Genomic DNA, 17,132 nt, shown 5'->3' on the forward strand with positions numbered 1-17,132 from the left:
ACAGATAGGTTCTGAGTTGTTTTGGCCAAACGGCATCGTCAGTTCGATGATTCGGAGCTCGCTCGCTCGATCGCGGCGAGATTATCACGAGCCAATTGGAATTGCGGGTCTATCGTGAGTGCATCCCGCAGACATCGGATGGCGATTCGGAGTCGACCGGCGCCGTGATGTTCCACTGCGAGGTTGTTGAGTGCCATTTTGTTACGCGGGTCTGCTGTGAGAGATAGCTGTAGCAACTCAATCCTTTTCAAAGATCCCGCCGGTTCGAGCGATGCCAAGTTTGCCAAGGCGTCGGAGCACAACGGGTTGACTCGAACTGCCGTAAGAAATAATTCGCGTGCTTGATCGGGGCGGCCGCTTTCCAGCAGTGCGAGACCTTTCTTTACGTATCCTGTATCCAAGTCAGGAGATATAGAGATCGCCGTGTTCGCTGCCTCGATGGCTTCCTGATATCGTTCGTTGCGGCAAGCAATCTCGGAATAGTTACAACTCCGTTTTGCGTTGGTTGGATCGAGCGTGTGAGCTATCCGAATGTATTCCAATGCAGACGTGAGGTTGTCTTGTTTGAGTTCAATGATGGCTCGATGCTGCCAAGCGGTGGCGTGTTGTTCATCGCGCGTCGTTGCGTACGTCCAAAGGCTGTTGTTGTCTCGCCAGTGCCATCCGTAAGACTGCGTGAACAACGCCGAGGCGGCTATGAAGAAGACTGAAATGCTGATTCTCACTTTTGCAGGGAGATATCGTTGGCTAGTGGTCTCCAGCATGAAAACTGCGGCGATGCAGAATCCGGCTGAGGGCAAGTAGAGATAGCGATCCGAAACTGGATTGCAATCAAGCGATCGTAGAAGAACCATCAAGGATGGCGCCAGCGTGATGATGCACCACGAAACTCCGAGCCAACAGAATGCAGCCCAACGCCCGAATCTCCTGGTAAACCAGATCGCGATCGTTGCAAACGAGCACAGAATCAATACCGACGCAGCGAGGGATGGGAGTGTGTGCAGTTGCGGGTAAATGATCGGGAGCTTTGCGGGGATGAGCTGGATCGCATAGTAGCCGCAAACACGCGTGAACGTTCCGATCGTTGCCATCTCGCCTTGGGCCGCTACCCCCAACGGCGTGTGGTTGGCGATTCGAAAAGAGGCGTAGACGCCAATGGCAACCCCGTATCCGGCGACCGAAGACAGGGGGTATCGTGTTAGCTTGAACCATTTCAATGGAACGACCGACCATCCAAATCGACGAACCAGAACTGCCAGGTGGCAGAGCAGGCATAACGGCACCGCCGCGATCGCTACTTCTTTCGTCAGTAGTCCTGCTAGCAGCGATGTTGCCGAGACAACGATCCAAATCCAATTGCCGCCACGTTGCATTCGCAAGAAAGCGAGAATCGTTATCAGTACGGCCGCTGTCGCCAGCGGGTCACTTCGTCCAGCTATCCAGTTGACGGATTCGACGTGGATCGGATGAACCGCAAACCATGCTGACGATACAAAGGCGATGCCTTCGGCGTTCGGAACCGAACGACTGTTGAGGCGAGAGTCTTTTAGAAGAACAAGTGTTAGACGATACACCAGGATGGCGATCGCGGCATGCAGCATCAAATTAAACAGATGCCATCCAAACGGATGGCTGCCATGAAGAACATGGTCAAGCTTCAGCGTCAGGACTCCCAAAGGACGATAATAGGCGTTAGGCCACAGCGGGATATCTGTCGGCGGAAAGAAAATCGCGAGAAGAGAATCGAAACGCGGTAGCCATAATTCGATAAACGAGATGTCGTCGAAAACAAAGCTAGAAAATAACGCGGGGTAGTGAGCCACGAATACGAGAACGATGACCGAGAACGCCCACCAACTGTCGCGGCGGTTCCATTTTATCGTCGCACGTGGAGGCGTTGGGCTTCGCGAAACGCGTGAGTTCTCGGTTGTCGTGCGAGAGGCTTTCTTCGGCTTGATGTGGTTCTTCCTCCTCATGCGACGATGCCGTTTCTTTTCATGCCACGCCGATGTTTGATTGCCAAGCCTGCAAGGCTGAGCACTGCTTGGCAAGCAGGAAACAACTTGACATGGCTTTCGCCTACGTCGGACCAACGCTGCAGTGGGATTTCTTGCATGCGTGGAGGTTGATTGTTTTGCCGGCACCAGCATAGGTAGCGGCTAATCAGCTCAACATCGAACGCCCATCGATTTTGAAACGGGCGATCAATGCAATGACGCAGCCAGTCACCGGCGCGAAATAATTTTGCACCACACTGTGTGTCGTAGACCGGTAGTTGAATCGCCAAGGAGGCGAACGTCGCAAACAGTCGACCGGTGATGTGCCGTGTCGGGCTGCGATCGATGTCGTGGCCAAGCAGACGCACCCGTGATGCAAGCGCCCAATCGAGTCCTTCGTTGTGATCAAGCAGTTGCCTCATTCGTGGAAGAACACACAGTGGTGTCGCTAAATCTGCATCCCAGTAGCCGATGGTTTCGTGACCATCCTCCAACGCGACGGTAAGGCCATGTCGGACTGCCTCTCCCTTTCCAACGTTTTGTCTTAAGTTCACCGATGTGATGCGTTTGGAGGGGCAGCGAGAAAGCTGATCGACGCGTTCTTGTGTCGCGTCAGAACTGCCGTCGTTCACCATGATCAGGTGCAGGCCGGAGTGTTGAGAGACGGCCATCGCGAAAGCGTCAGTGTCAAGCCGTTCGGCTTCGTTGTAGCACGGTACCACGATTGCGACATCATTCATCGTGAGACGTCTTTTCCAAAACCGCTACCAGGCTGACTCCATTGCTATGAGCGTTGGGCGTGATGGAGTTCGCGCGCAGCATCTTCAGGAGTGGTGTGGCTTCCGATGCAAATAAGCGGTGAAGCGTCGTGTTTATCCAGCGAGGAGGAATCGATAAATCGGTTTGACGATTGTCGCGATCACCCTTGCGATTGGGAAGTTTGCGTAGGCCGCGAATGACGGGAGCCAAACGCCAATTCATGCCCGAGAGGAGATGCGTCCGGAAAGGTTGATCTTTCCAAAGTGCTCGAAGAGAGTCGGCCGTGTAGCGACGAAAATGAAACATCGCCACATCGTGACGGCTCCATAGTTTCGGATCCGCGGGAACGGTGACGATGACGCGTGTGCCGGGACGAAGTGGAGCGACCATTGCGTTCCAAAACGCCTGAGCATCCTCGATATGTTCGAGTACATCCATCAGCAATACGATGTCGGCGGCGGCAAGTTCGCTGGCCAGCTCCTCAACGTTGCCATATTCGATGAAACGAGCGTTTGGATAGTTTTGGCGAGCGATCGACAAGGCGTCTGGTGATATCTCGGCTCCGACGCAGTCGTAATGCTCTCCGAGGCTGGCGACCGTTGCACCGGTTCCACAGCCTACCTCGAGGATGCGGCCACGATGTCGTGATTCAGCGATAATCTCATCGACTAAAGAACGGACAATCAAACGACGCGCGGTGAACCACCAGTGAGATTGCTCGCAACGCGCATGTTCGATGAAGGAGGTGAGATCCACGGTGCGTTCAGTCGGTTATTTCGACGACGGCGCCCACAACGGGGAACCAGTTGGAGAACTGTTTGTCCTCGGGATCACCCACCTGCACGTAGCCACGTTGGTGATCCAGGTTGAAGATCGTCATCGGGCAATCTTTCTCGATCTTCAGCGTCAACCGATAATCGCCCTCACGTGATGTCGGTTGGATCTCCGCCTTGAGTTCTTTCGGTTCCACATCGAGAACTTCGATTTGCCGACCCTCGCCACCGCGAACGCGAGCGTATAGATGCCAGGTCGATTCTTCGCCTGCGGTGAGCGTGCCGATATGCAACCCGTCGTGTCGGTGTAAAAGCGGGCTGATGAACGAGATGGGCGGGCGGACTTTTCCGCCGTACGAAATCTCTCGTGCGATGTCAGCGGATCCGTCACCGGGGCGAATCGTTACCGTGAAGTTGCCTTGGAATTTTCCAGGGCGATGGCGTGGCATCGCCAACGTAACCCGAACAGCCGACTTCGATTCTTTGTCGGCCAGCTCCACATCATCGTTATCGATCGGAGACGTTTCCCAGTTCAACGTCGTGTCGTCTTCATCCGTCGTGATACTCATGATGGTAAAGTCGTCCCACAGTTGACTGAATAGGATGATTTCGCCAGTAGCCATTTCGCCGAGTTGTTGAGCGATCAGTTCGACTGATTTTGGTGCGATCAATTCTGCGCGAACGACTCCTTTGACAGACAACTTGATTTCTTTGTGGAGCGGATCGTTGGTCACGATCGTCGCGGTCTGCTCGTATTCGTCCGCTTGGTATCCGGTATTCCATTCCATCGTGACGGTCGTGGTCGCGCCAGGCATTAGCAGTTCATGCTCGAGCTTGCCGACGGTGCATTTGCAACTGGTTCCCGCGACTTTGAGGCTGAGTGGACCCTGGCCGTCGTTGCGAACGTTGAATGAATGGCTCGTCGTCGTGTGCGGGTCAATCATCCCAAAATCATAGGTGGATTCTTCCACGACTGCGATCGGGAGCTCTTCGGTGGGGATCTCTCCACTGAGTGCTTTTTGCTGTTGTGCGATGAGTGACAGTTTTTCGTCGTATTCTTCCCGGCGGTGGTCAGGAACCCCGTATGGTTTGTACTGCACTGTCAGCGAGAATGCCCCGGCAACGGTGATAAGCAGGATCGCCGAGATAGGAAGGGCGATGAATTTGACAAAGTGAGATTTCATGATCGCTTATGATCGCACGGCGTGGTTTAATCAGAAATCCTCCGCAGCCCAAGGAGGGCCACGGAGGACAATTCACAGAACATTGGCCATTTCAATGTGACCAAGATTCGTGTCGCCTATTCAAACGAACCTTTGAGGTACAAGTCGTTCAAGAAGATGCCTGCGAAGAAGTCGTCGCGAGCCATTTCCAAAGTGTCGTCGGCGTAACCAACTGCATCGACGCGGATGTCGTCTGGGTTCAAGGCAAAGCCTGGGTTGAGGAAGCCGTCGCCGTTTTGGTCGTAGAAGACCTTAACGCTGCCGTCCGCCATCAGGATGTTGCACGAACCTTGGTGAATGGCGAACCAGTCACGGGTGTCTTGCAGGTAAAGGTTGTTTCCTGCGGTACCGGTTGGGGCATCGCATGCGGCGGTGGTGGGGTTGCCACGCTCGCAGAGCAATTGAGCCTTCAATGGAACTCCCTTACCAATCAAGTCGATGTCGGCAGCGGCTGCTGTTGCATCGGCAACGAATGCAGGTCCATCGTTGAACGCTTCGGTGAGAAGGTCCCCAGCGTTGATGTAGGTGACCGTGTCGTCTGCACCGTTAGCTGTAGCGAATGCTGTTCGGCTGACGCCAGGGCCGTGAGCGATCGATACTGCCAAGATTGCTTCATCGATGTCACCAGGGGCTGCACAGCCGATCATGCCGACGTTGCTGCTGCTGACGCGGCTACGATCCATCACGTTGGCGCTGAGTGGGCCGGTTGTTCCGCCGAGACCTTTGAAACCGCCAAATTGCGAGGTCAAAAGACCTGCCGCGCCGTTCTCGGTTTTCATCATTCCACGGACCATGTGCCAGCTAGCAGCGTAGTTGGTGTTGTATCCGTTGGTGAAGAAGTACCGTGAGATCAATTCCGCACGTTCTTCAGTTAACTCGTCGGTCGTTGCGAAGGTCGATCCTGAAGAACCGCTACCGGTGATGCTGTTGAAAGTCGACTTGCCACATTGGCCGGCTTGCAGACGCGAAGAAGGAGCGCCGTCCTTTGCGTCGGTGGTGTCGGCACCGTACAAGTCATTGATTTTTTCCGAGCCCTTGAGTGGGTTCGAAGGGTCGAGCGACTCGTTCATGTTGCCGTCGCCAACGTTGACGATGTCAGCAACCCAGCCGTAGGTGTCCATGCAGCCGTCGCGACGAAAGTCGGAAGCACCCGAGCTGTAAGCTCCGTTTGGAGTGCGGCCGCTGTATTTGAAGAGGCCGACACCGATGTTCTTAAGGTTGGCTTGGCACTGTGCTTGACGAGCGGCTTCACGAGCCTTGGTGATTGCTGGCAGCAAGAGAGCGGCGAGCAATGCGATGATCGCGATCACGACCAATAGTTCAATCAGGGTGAAACCCTGTTTACGCATACGCGTTTGCATTGTGGTAATCCTTCAGAAAATTTTTCCGGGGCTCAGCAAGAGACCCGTTTGCTTGTTAAGATTTAGTGATGTTCGTGAGCTTCGTGGCATGTCGCGTTGATTCCCAATCTTCGTTGCAGCGGAGTTTGAGATGCGGCGTGTCACGGCTCCTTTCTTCTTGGTTTCTTTAAAGACCCGAGTGAATCAAATTCGCTCAAGCCGACGTGCCAGAGATCTACCGGTCTGCTACCCGGCGTCTGACTTTTCTTGGCATCAAAGATGCTAAACAGGGGGTAGGTGCTCCTTTGCTGGTTTTGTGGTCGTGGATGCTGACATCCGAAGCAGCAATTCAGCCAACGAAAACGTGGTGCATTTTTTCACTGCGAAAAATGAAACCGTCCCGGAAAAAACGGGTTTTTTTGGCGAGCTCGCCTCTTCGGTGAGCGTGTTCTAGCGAAGCATCCAAGAGGCGGAAGTGCTAACGGGATGCATTCATGAACCTTTCACACAACCTACACATCCGGTGTGGCATACCTTCAAAAACACGTGGATGTACACGCCCGAGGGTGGCCTAGAAGAGGGGGTGAAGCCGATGGACGTTCAGTTTCTGTTAATTTTGAGCGTCGCAGTCCCGCGCTCGCATACCAGATTCATCGTCTTCCTGGCCGTCTAAGGAGCTAGCTTGAGAAACTGCTCAACGAAGAAGGCCCGCACCTGAGTTTGGGTGCTCGGATGCATGAAGGTCATGAAGTGCCCTTGGTTCTCGACCACGGTCAGTGCGACCGAGGCGCCTGCGTCTTTGAGTGCGTCGGCAAACTGCTGGCTGCTTTCGATCGGAACGATCATGTCCTTTTCGCCATGAATCAACTGGGTCGGCGGATCGCCGGGCGACGCATGAGCGGTGGGCGATGCGGCGACGTAAGCGTCCGGGTATTTTCGTCGCGACCCACGCAGGAAGAATGACAACGCTTCGCTATCGATCGGGACTTCGCGCAGGTCACAGGGAGGACCGCCCGCGCAGACTGCCGCGACTTTGGGAAGACGTTTCCATCGCGGATCGTCGATTTCCCATTCGCTCGACGTTGCCTGCACTTCGCCGGGTTCGTCGCACATGACGCCGACCAAGGCAGAAAGATGCCCGCCGGCAGAGTATCCGAATAGCCCGATCCGTTCGCGGTCGATGCTCAGTTGCTCGGCATGATCGACGAGGTAGAGCAATGCTTCTCGAACGTCATCGACCGGCGCCGGGAATTTTGAATAAGGGGCCAGGCGATAATTGATGTTCAGCACGCAAATGCCTAGCTCCGAGAGTTGCCGGCTGTAGCTACCGAGTGACCATTTATCGCCTACGAGCCATCCGCCCCCGTGGACCAGAACCACGGCGGGACGAAGTTTGCCAGTGACCGATATCGGGCAGTTCGCCGCGCCAGCAGCGGGTTCCTGTCGGTCATCAGCAGGCTCATTTGCTGGTTGATCCGTCGATTCGTCTGTCGGTAACGAGTCTTCCGGTGGAGCACTCGCGCTTGTGGAAACAGATGCCGTGTCGGATTCATGATCGTCGGCATTGTCACCGCGCCCGACGACGTCGTCGGCGAGGATTGGGACGTAGAGATCGGCGAGCCCTGATTTGCCTTCCTGGAGTTCAGGAGACGGGCTATACCGGATGTCCCAAAACGTTTTGATCTCCGCTGTCGGTGGTTCTTCCGCAACGAGTTGTGCGGAAAGGGACACCGAGCAGGCGGAGATCAATAAGAGGATTGATCGAGGGTTGATCAATTTGCACGTGCCAGGTTTTGAGCTCTCAATCCATCGATGTATTGATGAGCAATATTCATGACTTCTTGGTTGTAGTACGTGTCTCGGAAGATTTCGTCGCTGTTGAGTTGAGCTTCGAGTTCTTCTTCTTCCTCGTCCTTCTGTGCCTTCATCTCAGCACGACGTTGCATGAACTTCTCTTCGTTGATCGAGATGCTCTTTTGGTCTTTCTGCTGAACGTAGAGTTCGATTCGACGCAGCAGTTCGGTGAACTCTTTGTCCTGCGTGATACGTTGTTGCGAGTTCACACGGAGGCTGTTGATCAGATCCATGGGGACCATGCTGTACAGGTTGTGACGGGCAGGATTCACGCGGTCGTGTTCGAGGGCGTATTCGAGATCGCCTTCTGCGACCGGCATCTTGCTGATCACGCTCGGCAGGATGATATCCGCCGCGACGCCTTTGAGCTGTGTGCTTTCGCCGTCGGGCAGGTAGAACTGCTGCAGGGTGACCTTCAACGCGCCGTAGTTGGCACGTTTGATACGGAACAACGATTGGCCGATATCCATGAGCGTTTGGACGGTGCCTTTACCATGGGTTTGCGGATCGCCGACGACGATTCCACGTCGGTAATCTTTGATCGCTCCGGCAAAAATCTCGCTCGCACTCGCGCTGAGTTTGCTGGTGAGAACGACGAGTGGGCCGTCCCAGACGGTTCCACGGTTATCGTCATCGTACTTTTGTACCGATCCGTTGGCGTCTTTGACTTGAACGACAGGGCCTTGGTCGATGAACAGGCCGGTCAGGCTGATCGCTTCGGTCAGCGAACCGCCACCGTTTCGGCTGAGGTCGAGCACCACACCGCCGACGTTTTGGCGTTTGAAGTTTTCGAGGATCTTGGCAACGTCACGGGTGCTGCTGCGGAAATCGGCGTCGTTGCGTTTGGCGCCTTCCATGTCCATGTAGAAACTCGGCAGGTTGATATAGCCGATCTTCATTGTGGAGTTTTGGCTGGGTAATTGGTGCTCGATGATCTCGCCACGTGCGGCGGAATCTTCCAGTTCGACGCGAGCACGGACGATCTTGTAGACCTCCATGTTTCCGGTTCCGCCGGGGCGAACACCCAACCGTACGGTCGTGCCGGCTTTTCCACGAATGAGTTTGACGACATCCTTGAGAGGCATCTCGACGATGTCGACCATCTCACCTTCTTCACCTTGGCCGACCGAAACGATTGCGTCGTCCGGTTTGAGTTTGCCATGGAGGTCGGCGGCACCGCCGGGAATGATGGCTTTGACCTGAGTGGTTCCGTCTTTTTCGCCGAGAGACGCCCCGATCCCGTCGAGATTCAGGCTCATGCTGATCGTGAAATCTTCCAGCGTTGCCGGCGACATGTAGGTCGAGTGAGGGTCGTAGCTGTTGGTGACCGCAGTGAGGAAGATCTCCAAGATGTCATCACTGCTGGTGGTTTTCCAGCGGTTGGCGTAGCGGTCGTAGCGACGCATCAATTGGTCGCGTGCTTTTTGACCCACGATCGGTTCATCGGAATCTTTGAGGTCGAGCAAGGACAGTTTCAATTGGCGACGCCAGCGATCGGTTGCCTCGTCGACGTTCTGTGCGTACTGAGCTGCGTCGCGGTCAATGACGACTTGTTCGTCGACGCTGAAGTCGAAGTCAGTTTGCAGCAGTTGACGGATCGTCTCAACGCGTTCATCAACTCGCTGAGTAAAGCGGCCAAAGATGTAGTAAGCGAGGTCGAGGTTGCCTGCGCGAACGTGATCATCCACGACGGTGGAGTATCGTTTGAATTGGTCAATGTCGCTCTGTAAGAAGTACAGTTTCAGCGGATCGAATGATTCGATGTACAGGTCGAGTGCTCGGGCGCTCGATTCGTCGTTGAGTTCTTTACCGGAGACGTGCTCACTCGGCATCAAACGGGCGATCAGGCGGGAGACGACGCCGTCTTGCGGCGCGGGCTTGGGCAGTTGAGTCGGACGTGCCGGTTTACGTTGGGGTGTCTGCGGCGCCGTGGCTTGTCGAGCACCTTCACTCGGGATCAGTTCGACGGGCTGTTGCCCGGGCGGAATGGCTTCGCGAAGAATCGTTGCGTCTTGAGCTTGGCAGAGCGGCGTTCCGCTCGAAAGTGCCACCAAAAAGCCCAAAGTCGCGACGGCGAACTGAGGAGCGTAGGTACGAAGGCGATGCGACATAGAGTATCTGCGTTGGTGAAGTGGCCGACCCGTTTTGCAGGCGATTCACGCCGCGGGAAGCTTCCCAGCGGGAAATTGAATGCGAGCGGGTAAGAATTTCTGAAGGTCCATTAAGGGATAGTAGGAAAGGGCGGAAAGTCAGGCAACCGCGATTTCCGGGGCATTTCATTGTACGCGTTGCGGCGAATCGGGTTCGGATTGTGTCGAAGAATGCAATTATCCGGGGCCTGTTGGACCGATTGTTCGGGATTTACCGAATGTTCGCGGTAAGTTTTGCCGATAACTCTGCGTGAAGTGGTTCTGCCGGTATCGGTAGAGACTTCATTTCGAGAGATGCGGTGGAAATCGCTCGGGAGCATGGCGGGCTGCTGGTTCGCCGGCGCTTGAGTTTTTCAACCGTGTCCCCGAACCGCCAGCGGATCGCAACGATTGGTCCCGTACTCAGGCAGGCATTGATTCAGGAATCAGGGATGAACACTCGCTCAAAACACACCTCGATACCGACGAAAAACTCGGCGGCCGTTTTCCGGTCGATTGTCGCAGCCGGCTACGTTGCTGCGATGCTAGTTGTCGTCGGCTCGCCAACGATCCTGTCAGCGGCACCGCCGACGGCGGAAGACGACATTGATTACGCTGCCAGCGGATTCATGCTTCCGCCTGGGGCGAACCCCTCGGCGTGGGCAACGGCAGCTCGTGCAAGTGCAACGGGCGGAATCAACTACGCCAGCCAACCCGCGGTCAGCGGTCCCATGATGGGCGGCCCCGCAATGGGGATGCCAGGAATGGGGATGCCGCCGACGGGCCCTCAGGCGATGACGCCTGGTGTGGGTGGTCCGATGATGGGCAACACGCCGATGGCTCAGAAAATTCCAGCCTCGTTCCCATCGGGACCGATTCCTGGAATGCCTGTCACCACTGGTTTACCTGCTCCGATCGGACCGGCCGCCTATCAAGCGGCCATGCAAAGCCCTTACGGTCAGGTCATGCCGATCAGCTATCAGCAAACAGCCGGTTACCCGGTCTACGGTGGCGGTTCGTACGGATACGATTGCGGTTGCTCGTCTTGTGATGGCATGGGCTGCGACGCGGGATACTGCGAGTCCGGCTGCGGATGCGGATCCGGTGGCGGGTTTGACGGTATCTTGCCTGCCCTGATGGGGAGCTGCAGTTCGTGCAACGGCAACGGTTGTGGGGTGTGCAACTCACGCCTCTACAAGAGCGGTTGCCTTGGCAAGGGCGGAATGCTCGGCGATTGGTGCAGCGGCAAGTGCATGCAAGGCGACTTTGGCTTGCTGGTGGGAACGATCGGCGGAAACCTCGCGGCTTTCTGTGACGCGATTCAACCGTACAGCGAAGCGGGCAAGTGTGCCCAACGGTGGTACGACCTGTCTGTCGAAGCGATGTTCTTGGGGCATAACTTCAGCCAAGGCAACATGGTGATCAGCACGCTCGGCGTGGACGGTACACCAGTGATCAGCCTCGGCGATGCCAAAGCGGACGACCTCGAAGCGGGTGTGCGAGTGTCGGCAGCAATGATTATGGGAGTCGGTGGAAACTTGGAAATGGTTTATGTCGGGGGACATGAATGGGACAACAATGTGCAGGCGTCGGCATCCAATACGGTTGCCCCTGACCTTTATTCCTACATCTCGGACTTCGGCGTGACACCGGCCGGCGGTTTTGACGACCCCGATCGTTCGTTGACTCATTCGGTTTCGGTTGACTCGGTCTTCCACAGTGGCGAACTGAACTATCGCCGTCGTACGGTTGGGCCTGGCTGCCGCTTCCAAGGATCTTGGTTGGTGGGGCTTCGCTATCTGCGACTGGACAACGGATTCGGATTCGACGCGGTCGGAACGCTGACCGACGGAGCGGGCAACGTGATTGCCGGTACCGAAGGTGGGGTAGGTAACGATGAGCTTCGCTTCTACAACTCGGCGACCAACACCAAGAACAACCTGTTCGTCGGCCAGATCGGCTACGACCTCTGGTGGAACATGGTGCCCGGCGTGCAACTCGGATTCGGCATGAAAGGCGGATGGGGGCAAAACGACTGGGAGCGTTCGACCTACATCAACGCCAACTCGGCTGGTCCCGGTGCGACGGCAGGAGTCGTCAGCGTCAGCGACCGTGACCGGTTGGAAACCTTCATGGCGGAAGTCGAAACGAAAATCGTGTATCGATTCTCGCACTCCTGGTCGATGCGAGTGGCTCACCACTTGATCGCGATGGACGACATCCTCAACACCGTTCCTTCGGCCTCCTACGTACAGGACGCCTTGACCACGGTGTCGGCTGGCAACGAAGTCACAACCGCCCCGTCGGTTAGCTTTGACTCGGTCGTCCTGCAAGGTTTCACGATCGGTGCGGAATACATCTGGTAGTGCCAAACCGGCTGGCAGTGTCAGGTCCGCTGGCAGTGCTAGCCTCGCACGTGGCAAAACGTGTTGGCACGCCGCACGTCGGTGGGATCCGACACGTTCGGGATAGAGAAATCGCGGTTGTTTTCGTCTCCGCGATTGGGATGCGTTGGGCGGGCCGTGTGAGTTGATCCGTTTCGGACGGCCCACACGGCTACAAAAAGTAGACAAACGATCTACACTACCGACGCTCAATCGATTCTCGTCCCACTCAGTAGTCTTTTCTATATGATTCCTCGCAAACCCCTTTTTCCCGGTATCATCGAACTGAACTTTCAGGCCGGTGAAGTTCTCGGGTGCAATCTCTACTTGATCTATGACCAGGACGAATGGGTTCTGGTCGACATCGGGTACGAGGAAACCGTCGACGACTACATTCAAGTCATTCGAGATCTCGATTTTCCGCTTTCGCGGTGCAAGGCGCTGATCGCGACTCACGCGGACGTGGATCACATCCAGGGTTTGGCAAAAGCCAAGCAGGCGTTGAAAACCACCGTCACCGCGCATCCCAATGCGGTCGAGCCGCTGCAAACCGGCGACACGCTCAAGACGCTGGCGTTGATTGAGGCTCAAGACCTGCGGCTCGCGATGCCACCGGTCGAGATTGAAAACCAAGTCGACGACGGGGACATCATCCCGGTCGGGAATTTGGAACTGGAGGTCTGGCACACGCCGGGGCACACCGACAGTCAGTTGGCGTTTCGACTCGGTGATGTCTTGTTGTCAGGCGATAACGTCTATCGGGACGGGTGCATCGGTGCGATCGACGCCCACCACGGCAGCGACATCAAGGCGTTCATCAAATCGTTGACCCGGATCCGCGACAGCGACGTGAAGTGGTTGGCCCCGAGCCATGGGCCGATCTTTGCCAAAGACAACGAAATGCTCGACAAAGTAATCAAGCGAGTGGAAGGCTATCTGCACATGGCCGACTTCGGAACACTCGCGGAAGATTGGCCGCTGATGGATCAGTGGGACGATGAGGTCGCGAAGGGGATTCTCCCCGACGGGTTGCAACTGCCGTCTTAGACGGCTCGCAAATTCTGACGGAGGCTTTCGAATTCATCCGCTCGGCTTGCGGAGCGAATGCTACGGAAGCGAATTCACCTTGACGATCACGTGACCCTTCACCGGAGCGTTGAGGATCCAACGCGAGTCGACTTTGTTGGCGTCGACACTTTGTCCGTTGACGGTTACCTCCGCGTCGCCATCGGTCGCGGGCAGTTCGAGAGTTGCCTCGAGATCATCGGGCAGCGTCAGCGACAAAGTAAATGAAGGCTGGCTTTCCCATTCAATGGAAATCGGACCTTTGGGGGTTGGTACTTTTCCGCGGGCATAGGTCAAATCGCCGGGGCATGGCCGGATGTTTGCCGTTTTCCAACCTGGCGATGACGCTTCCACGCCCAACACGAATCGTGGCAATAGATTTGCGGGAGCAGCGCCCCAGGCATGGTTCCAGTCTTGATTGGGTTTGTACTTCATGTCCCAGGCTTCCCACGTGATCGTCGTCCCGCTGTCGACCATGTGTTTCCAACTGCGATCGCCGTCGGCGGTCATCAACGCGATGGCTTTCTGTTCGCCGCCGTGATTGAATAAACTTTCCATGAAGTACTGCGCCGCGTAAACGCTGCAACGCATGTCCTGGTCGTCTAACCAATCGACCACTCCGGCAATATTCTCTTCAGGAATCAAACCGAACGCCAAAGGGAAGAAGTTTGCATGGATGCTGCTGTGATCGGTTCCGATTCCATCCCGGTAGAGTCCGGTGGATTGGTTAAATAGTTTTTCGTGAAAGGATGATGTCGCCAATTCAATGCGCGCGTTGAATTTTGCGGCGTCGTCGTCCTTTCCGATTGCATCTGCCATGGTGGCCATACGCTGCAGTGCTGCGATGTGAAATGCGTTGACGACCGTGTTGATTTCGGTAAACACGAAACCATCGCGTTCTTTCTTTGGCCAGTCCACAATGTCGTGGCGATTGCGGTCCATCTCCGCGCTACGCACGAGACCGTCATCGGCACTGCGGTGAAGCAGCGTTTTTGATTTCAATGATTCGTAGCGATGAGCCAACCATTCATCGTCACCGGAGTACATCCACTCCGCGTACGCCATGAAGACCATGTGAGGAGCCCACTCGGTCGGCCAAGTTCCGTTTTCCATCAGCCAGTCGAACGTTCGAGCTGCCATCATCACGTTGTCGTCGGTGGTGTAGTGGCTGATTTGGTTCAGATAAGCGTCTGCCTCATACGGGATACGCTCGCGGTCACCGTCAACATAAACGCCCGCAAACGAGGTTGCTTTGATGCTGTATTTGCAAAGTTCCCAGATCCGGTTGAGTGTTTCGTCAGAGCATTCGAAATCACTCGCGTCATCATTCCACGTGGATGAGTAGGCGGCGCGGCGGCGAATCCATTCGAACGGATAGTCGGCATCGAGATTCTCAATTTCCACCCACCGGAACGGCATCACCGATTTCCACGATCGCGGCGTGAGGACGGCTGGAGGGTTGGCGTAAATCACGCCGGACTGGACGATGTTGCGCGCGTCCACCGGGGTGGGCACGATGGCGGTTCCGAGTTGTTGACCGCGACGAACCTGGGTCATTCCATATCGCACCGTGCCCGGAGGGTTTCTGTCGATTCGACCATCGAGCATTTTTTCACCGAAATGCACATTGGCGGTTCCGCGGCCACTGGGGACGGGCATGGTGATATTACCAAAGGCGACCTTCCCAAAATCGATAAGTGTCACCTTGTCGTTGATTCGCTGAATCGAAACGGGCTCTTGAACGGTGATCGTCGCGTGGTCTTCCGCGGGAACAATCGGCAATTCTTTGATGAACAGGTTGCGGAAACGGTAGGTTTGGCCTTTCTCGCCATGGTGTTGGATCGCGATGTACCCTCGAGAGTCGGTTGGGTCGCGAAAGCGTACGGTTTGAATGCCGTTGACTTCGATCGTGATCACATCATCGACGCAAGTGACGACGAATTGATTCCATCCGTTGCGATTGAGGGCGTTGGCGATGCGTGGTTCCGCGAATGCCGCCTTGGATTGCTCTTCATGTCGAAGGAATTGTTCTCGCGAACGTCCTTGGGTGCTCGGCCAGATCCAACCACGACGCGCTTCGTCAAATAATCCGCCCGACCACCGTCGTTCCGAGCCATCGCATTCGGCTTGATATCCAAAGACCTTTTTCTGAGCGTCGTGATCAACGTGGCATCGAAACATCACTCCCGAATTGGCTGGGCCTTCCGGAAGATGGATTTCGACGCTGACCCGAAAGTTGGAGTATTTTTTTCGGTAACGAGGAAGAACTTTTTATCGGCGGTGAGGTGAATTTCACCATCGACAACTTTTGCTTCTCCGTGCGGATACGGGTTCCACCAACCTGAAAGATCGTCGCCGTTAAACAGCGGGGTGTACCCGCGACTCGCCATCGCCTCGAAGCCATTGGTCTCGACGCGTTGAATGTTGGGAGTTTGGATTGACGCGATGTCGGGTTCGTGTGCGGGGCAAACGCTGCCGGTGAGAAAGCAGGCGGATAGAAAAGCAAATCGTTTAAGGCTCATGGTGAAGACTCAGAAAGGTATTGTGTTGAAACCTAACAGCGGCTTTCGCGGTGATTGGATTGAGTCGCGGCTGTTTACGCAGATGGCGAGGAAGGAAAGTTCGATACGAAAAAAGGCTGACGTGGAAATCACAACAGCCTGATGTTCGTCGGATGGGTGGGGGTGGGCTATTCGCCTTTTCCGATATCTCCTGCATCAGCGGCACGTCTCGCTTCTTCTTCCACCAACGCGTTGTAGTCGTCGATCTGTTCTTGGCTGAGGCCGTCGGCGACGGATGTCGGTTCCGATGAAGAGCATCCGATGGCGACGCTGAACACTAAGGTGCAGAGCACCGTTCTCGATAACATGTAGTCTCCTTTTCCGTTTTGGGCTCGTGTTAGTTTTGGGATTGTGGGGTGACTCGCTCCCGGCCATCGTATCGGTGGCCGGGAGGTTGTTTGAGTCGGGATGGTCAGTAATCCTCGTTTAGAATTCTTCGCTAATCACTTCTTTGTTGGCGCGTGTTCCGAGTGATCCCCACAATCCGTACGGACTCTGCGAACCGGGGGCAGGCGTGCTCGTGTGGTAGGATACCATTCGGTCGTTGCTGTTACCGGCTTCGATCGAATCAGTTACGAATTTGACGGCACCGTCGCCCATCAACACGTGAGCACCGCCTTGGTGACGGCTAGATACCGTGACCATCGAATCATTGCTGGTTCTGCCACCTGTGCAAATGCCGGAGTTAGGTGGCAGAATCGTGTGAACCTGTGTGAAGAAGTGCATCGCGTCGTGCCAACGATAACCACGGCCTAGCAGCGTGCTGACGTTCGCACCGGCTTGCCAAAATTGTGGCCGCTCTGGGTCATGGAATTGATCCATGTACCTAGGATTGAGACGGCATTCTTTGCGACCATGTCCAGCCTTGTCATTAATCGAGTCGTTCTGCGGCATCGACGTACGGTTATCCGAGTCGCCGAGGTCCGTAGCGAGCTCTCCGCACATGATCGTATTCGAAAGCCCATCGAGAGTATCCCGGAATCTCATCTTGTTGTTCATGATGAACATTCCGCGGTGGCAAATTCGCGACCGCTCGGCTTGCTGGTC

Annotated in this window: 12 protein-coding genes and 1 pseudogene; 2 read left to right on the forward strand and 11 right to left on the reverse strand. The window is 55.6% G+C overall.

The genetic code is table 11. The features are described 5' to 3' along the window. Positions 1-38 precede the first annotated feature (38 nt). From RSSM_RS12840 to RSSM_RS12870, 7 genes are all read right to left on the reverse strand, one after another. Positions 39-1,976, reverse strand: a complete 1,938-nt coding sequence (locus RSSM_RS12840) for a tetratricopeptide repeat protein (RefSeq protein WP_008679126.1) — start codon at positions 1,974-1,976, stop codon at positions 39-41. Continuing rightward, positions 1,973-2,737 carry a glycosyltransferase gene (locus RSSM_RS12845; protein WP_008679128.1) on the reverse strand — a complete coding sequence of 255 codons (765 nt, stop codon included), beginning with the start codon at positions 2,735-2,737 and terminating at the stop codon, positions 1,973-1,975. The genes RSSM_RS12840 and RSSM_RS12845 overlap by 4 nt, the downstream gene beginning before the upstream one ends. Beyond that, positions 2,730-3,512 carry a class I SAM-dependent methyltransferase gene (locus tag RSSM_RS12850; protein ID WP_008679130.1) on the reverse strand — a complete coding sequence of 261 codons (783 nt, stop codon included), beginning with the start codon at positions 3,510-3,512 and terminating at the stop codon, positions 2,730-2,732. Before RSSM_RS12850 ends, RSSM_RS12845 begins: the two co-directional genes overlap by 8 nt. A gap of 7 nt (positions 3,513-3,519) precedes the next feature. Then, a complete protein-coding gene (locus RSSM_RS12855) occupies positions 3,520-4,713 on the reverse strand; it encodes a DUF1573 domain-containing protein (RefSeq protein WP_008679132.1) in 1,194 nt (397 codons plus the stop codon). A 116-nt stretch (positions 4,714-4,829) separates the two neighbouring features. Next, positions 4,830-6,113 (reverse strand): DUF1559 family PulG-like putative transporter, encoded by a 1,284-nt coding sequence (locus RSSM_RS12860; RefSeq protein WP_044302443.1) that lies wholly within the window; start codon positions 6,111-6,113, stop codon positions 4,830-4,832. 648 nt (positions 6,114-6,761) lie between these two features. Beyond that, positions 6,762-7,841 carry an alpha/beta hydrolase gene (locus RSSM_RS12865; protein WP_236621117.1) on the reverse strand — a complete coding sequence of 360 codons (1,080 nt, stop codon included), beginning with the start codon at positions 7,839-7,841 and terminating at the stop codon, positions 6,762-6,764. Between the two features lie 23 nt (positions 7,842-7,864). Then, positions 7,865-10,057, reverse strand: coding sequence for a carboxy terminal-processing peptidase (locus tag RSSM_RS12870; protein WP_008679139.1), 2,193 nt, complete (start codon positions 10,055-10,057; stop codon positions 7,865-7,867). A gap of 470 nt (positions 10,058-10,527) precedes the next feature. On the opposite strand from RSSM_RS12870, the gene RSSM_RS12875 reads away from it, so the two are divergent. Continuing rightward, a complete protein-coding gene (locus RSSM_RS12875; RefSeq protein WP_236621118.1) occupies positions 10,528-12,441 on the forward strand; it encodes a BBP7 family outer membrane beta-barrel protein in 1,914 nt (637 codons plus the stop codon). Positions 12,442-12,705: 264 nt separating this feature from the next. Next, positions 12,706-13,506 carry an MBL fold metallo-hydrolase gene (locus RSSM_RS12880; protein ID WP_008679145.1) on the forward strand — a complete coding sequence of 267 codons (801 nt, stop codon included), beginning with the start codon at positions 12,706-12,708 and terminating at the stop codon, positions 13,504-13,506. Between the two features lie 60 nt (positions 13,507-13,566). Here RSSM_RS12880 and RSSM_RS12885 read toward each other — a convergent pair whose 3' ends face one another. The 4 genes and pseudogenes from RSSM_RS12885 to RSSM_RS12895 all read right to left on the reverse strand — a co-directional run. Then, on the reverse strand, positions 13,567-15,183 hold the full coding sequence (locus tag RSSM_RS12885) for an alpha-L-rhamnosidase-related protein (protein WP_390174055.1): 1,617 nt from the start codon (positions 15,181-15,183) through the stop codon (positions 13,567-13,569). Between the two features lie 186 nt (positions 15,184-15,369). After that, positions 15,370-16,046, reverse strand: a pseudogene (locus RSSM_RS35440) (3-keto-disaccharide hydrolase); the annotation flags it as partial. Between the two features lie 167 nt (positions 16,047-16,213). Then, the gene (locus tag RSSM_RS12890; protein WP_044302444.1) at positions 16,214-16,393 is read right to left on the reverse strand and encodes a hypothetical protein; all 180 of its coding nucleotides are present in this window, start codon (positions 16,391-16,393) and stop codon (positions 16,214-16,216) included. Between the two features lie 118 nt (positions 16,394-16,511). Continuing rightward, a partial coding sequence (locus RSSM_RS12895; RefSeq protein ID WP_044302445.1) for a DUF1559 family PulG-like putative transporter occupies positions 16,512-17,132 on the reverse strand: 621 nt, incomplete at its 5' end.

It is taken from the genome of Aporhodopirellula sallentina SM41 (genome assembly GCF_000346505.1).
Classification (GTDB): Bacteria; Planctomycetota; Planctomycetia; order Pirellulales; family Pirellulaceae; genus Rhodopirellula; species Rhodopirellula sallentina.

Bases quoted from the DNA above. Each gene is read 5' to 3' on its own strand.
- RSSM_RS12840 (WP_008679126.1), bottom strand. From the start codon at position 1,976: ATGAGGAGGAAGAACCACATCAAGCCGAAGAAAGCCTCTCGCACGACA.
- RSSM_RS12845 (WP_008679128.1), bottom strand. From the start codon at position 2,737: ATGAATGATGTCGCAATCGTGGTACCGTGCTACAACGAAGCCGAACGG.
- RSSM_RS12855 (WP_008679132.1), bottom strand. From the start codon at position 4,713: ATGAAATCTCACTTTGTCAAATTCATCGCCCTTCCTATCTCGGCGATC.
- RSSM_RS12860 (WP_044302443.1), bottom strand. From the start codon at position 6,113: ATGCAAACGCGTATGCGTAAACAGGGTTTCACCCTGATTGAACTATTG.
- RSSM_RS12870 (WP_008679139.1), bottom strand. From the start codon at position 10,057: ATGTCGCATCGCCTTCGTACCTACGCTCCTCAGTTCGCCGTCGCGACT.
- RSSM_RS12875 (WP_236621118.1), top strand. From the start codon at position 10,528: ATGAACACTCGCTCAAAACACACCTCGATACCGACGAAAAACTCGGCG.
- RSSM_RS12880 (WP_008679145.1), top strand. From the start codon at position 12,706: ATGATTCCTCGCAAACCCCTTTTTCCCGGTATCATCGAACTGAACTTT.
- RSSM_RS12885 (WP_390174055.1), bottom strand. From the start codon at position 15,183: ATGCCCGTCCCCAGTGGCCGCGGAACCGCCAATGTGCATTTCGGTGAA.
- RSSM_RS12890 (WP_044302444.1), bottom strand. From the start codon at position 16,393: ATGTTATCGAGAACGGTGCTCTGCACCTTAGTGTTCAGCGTCGCCATC.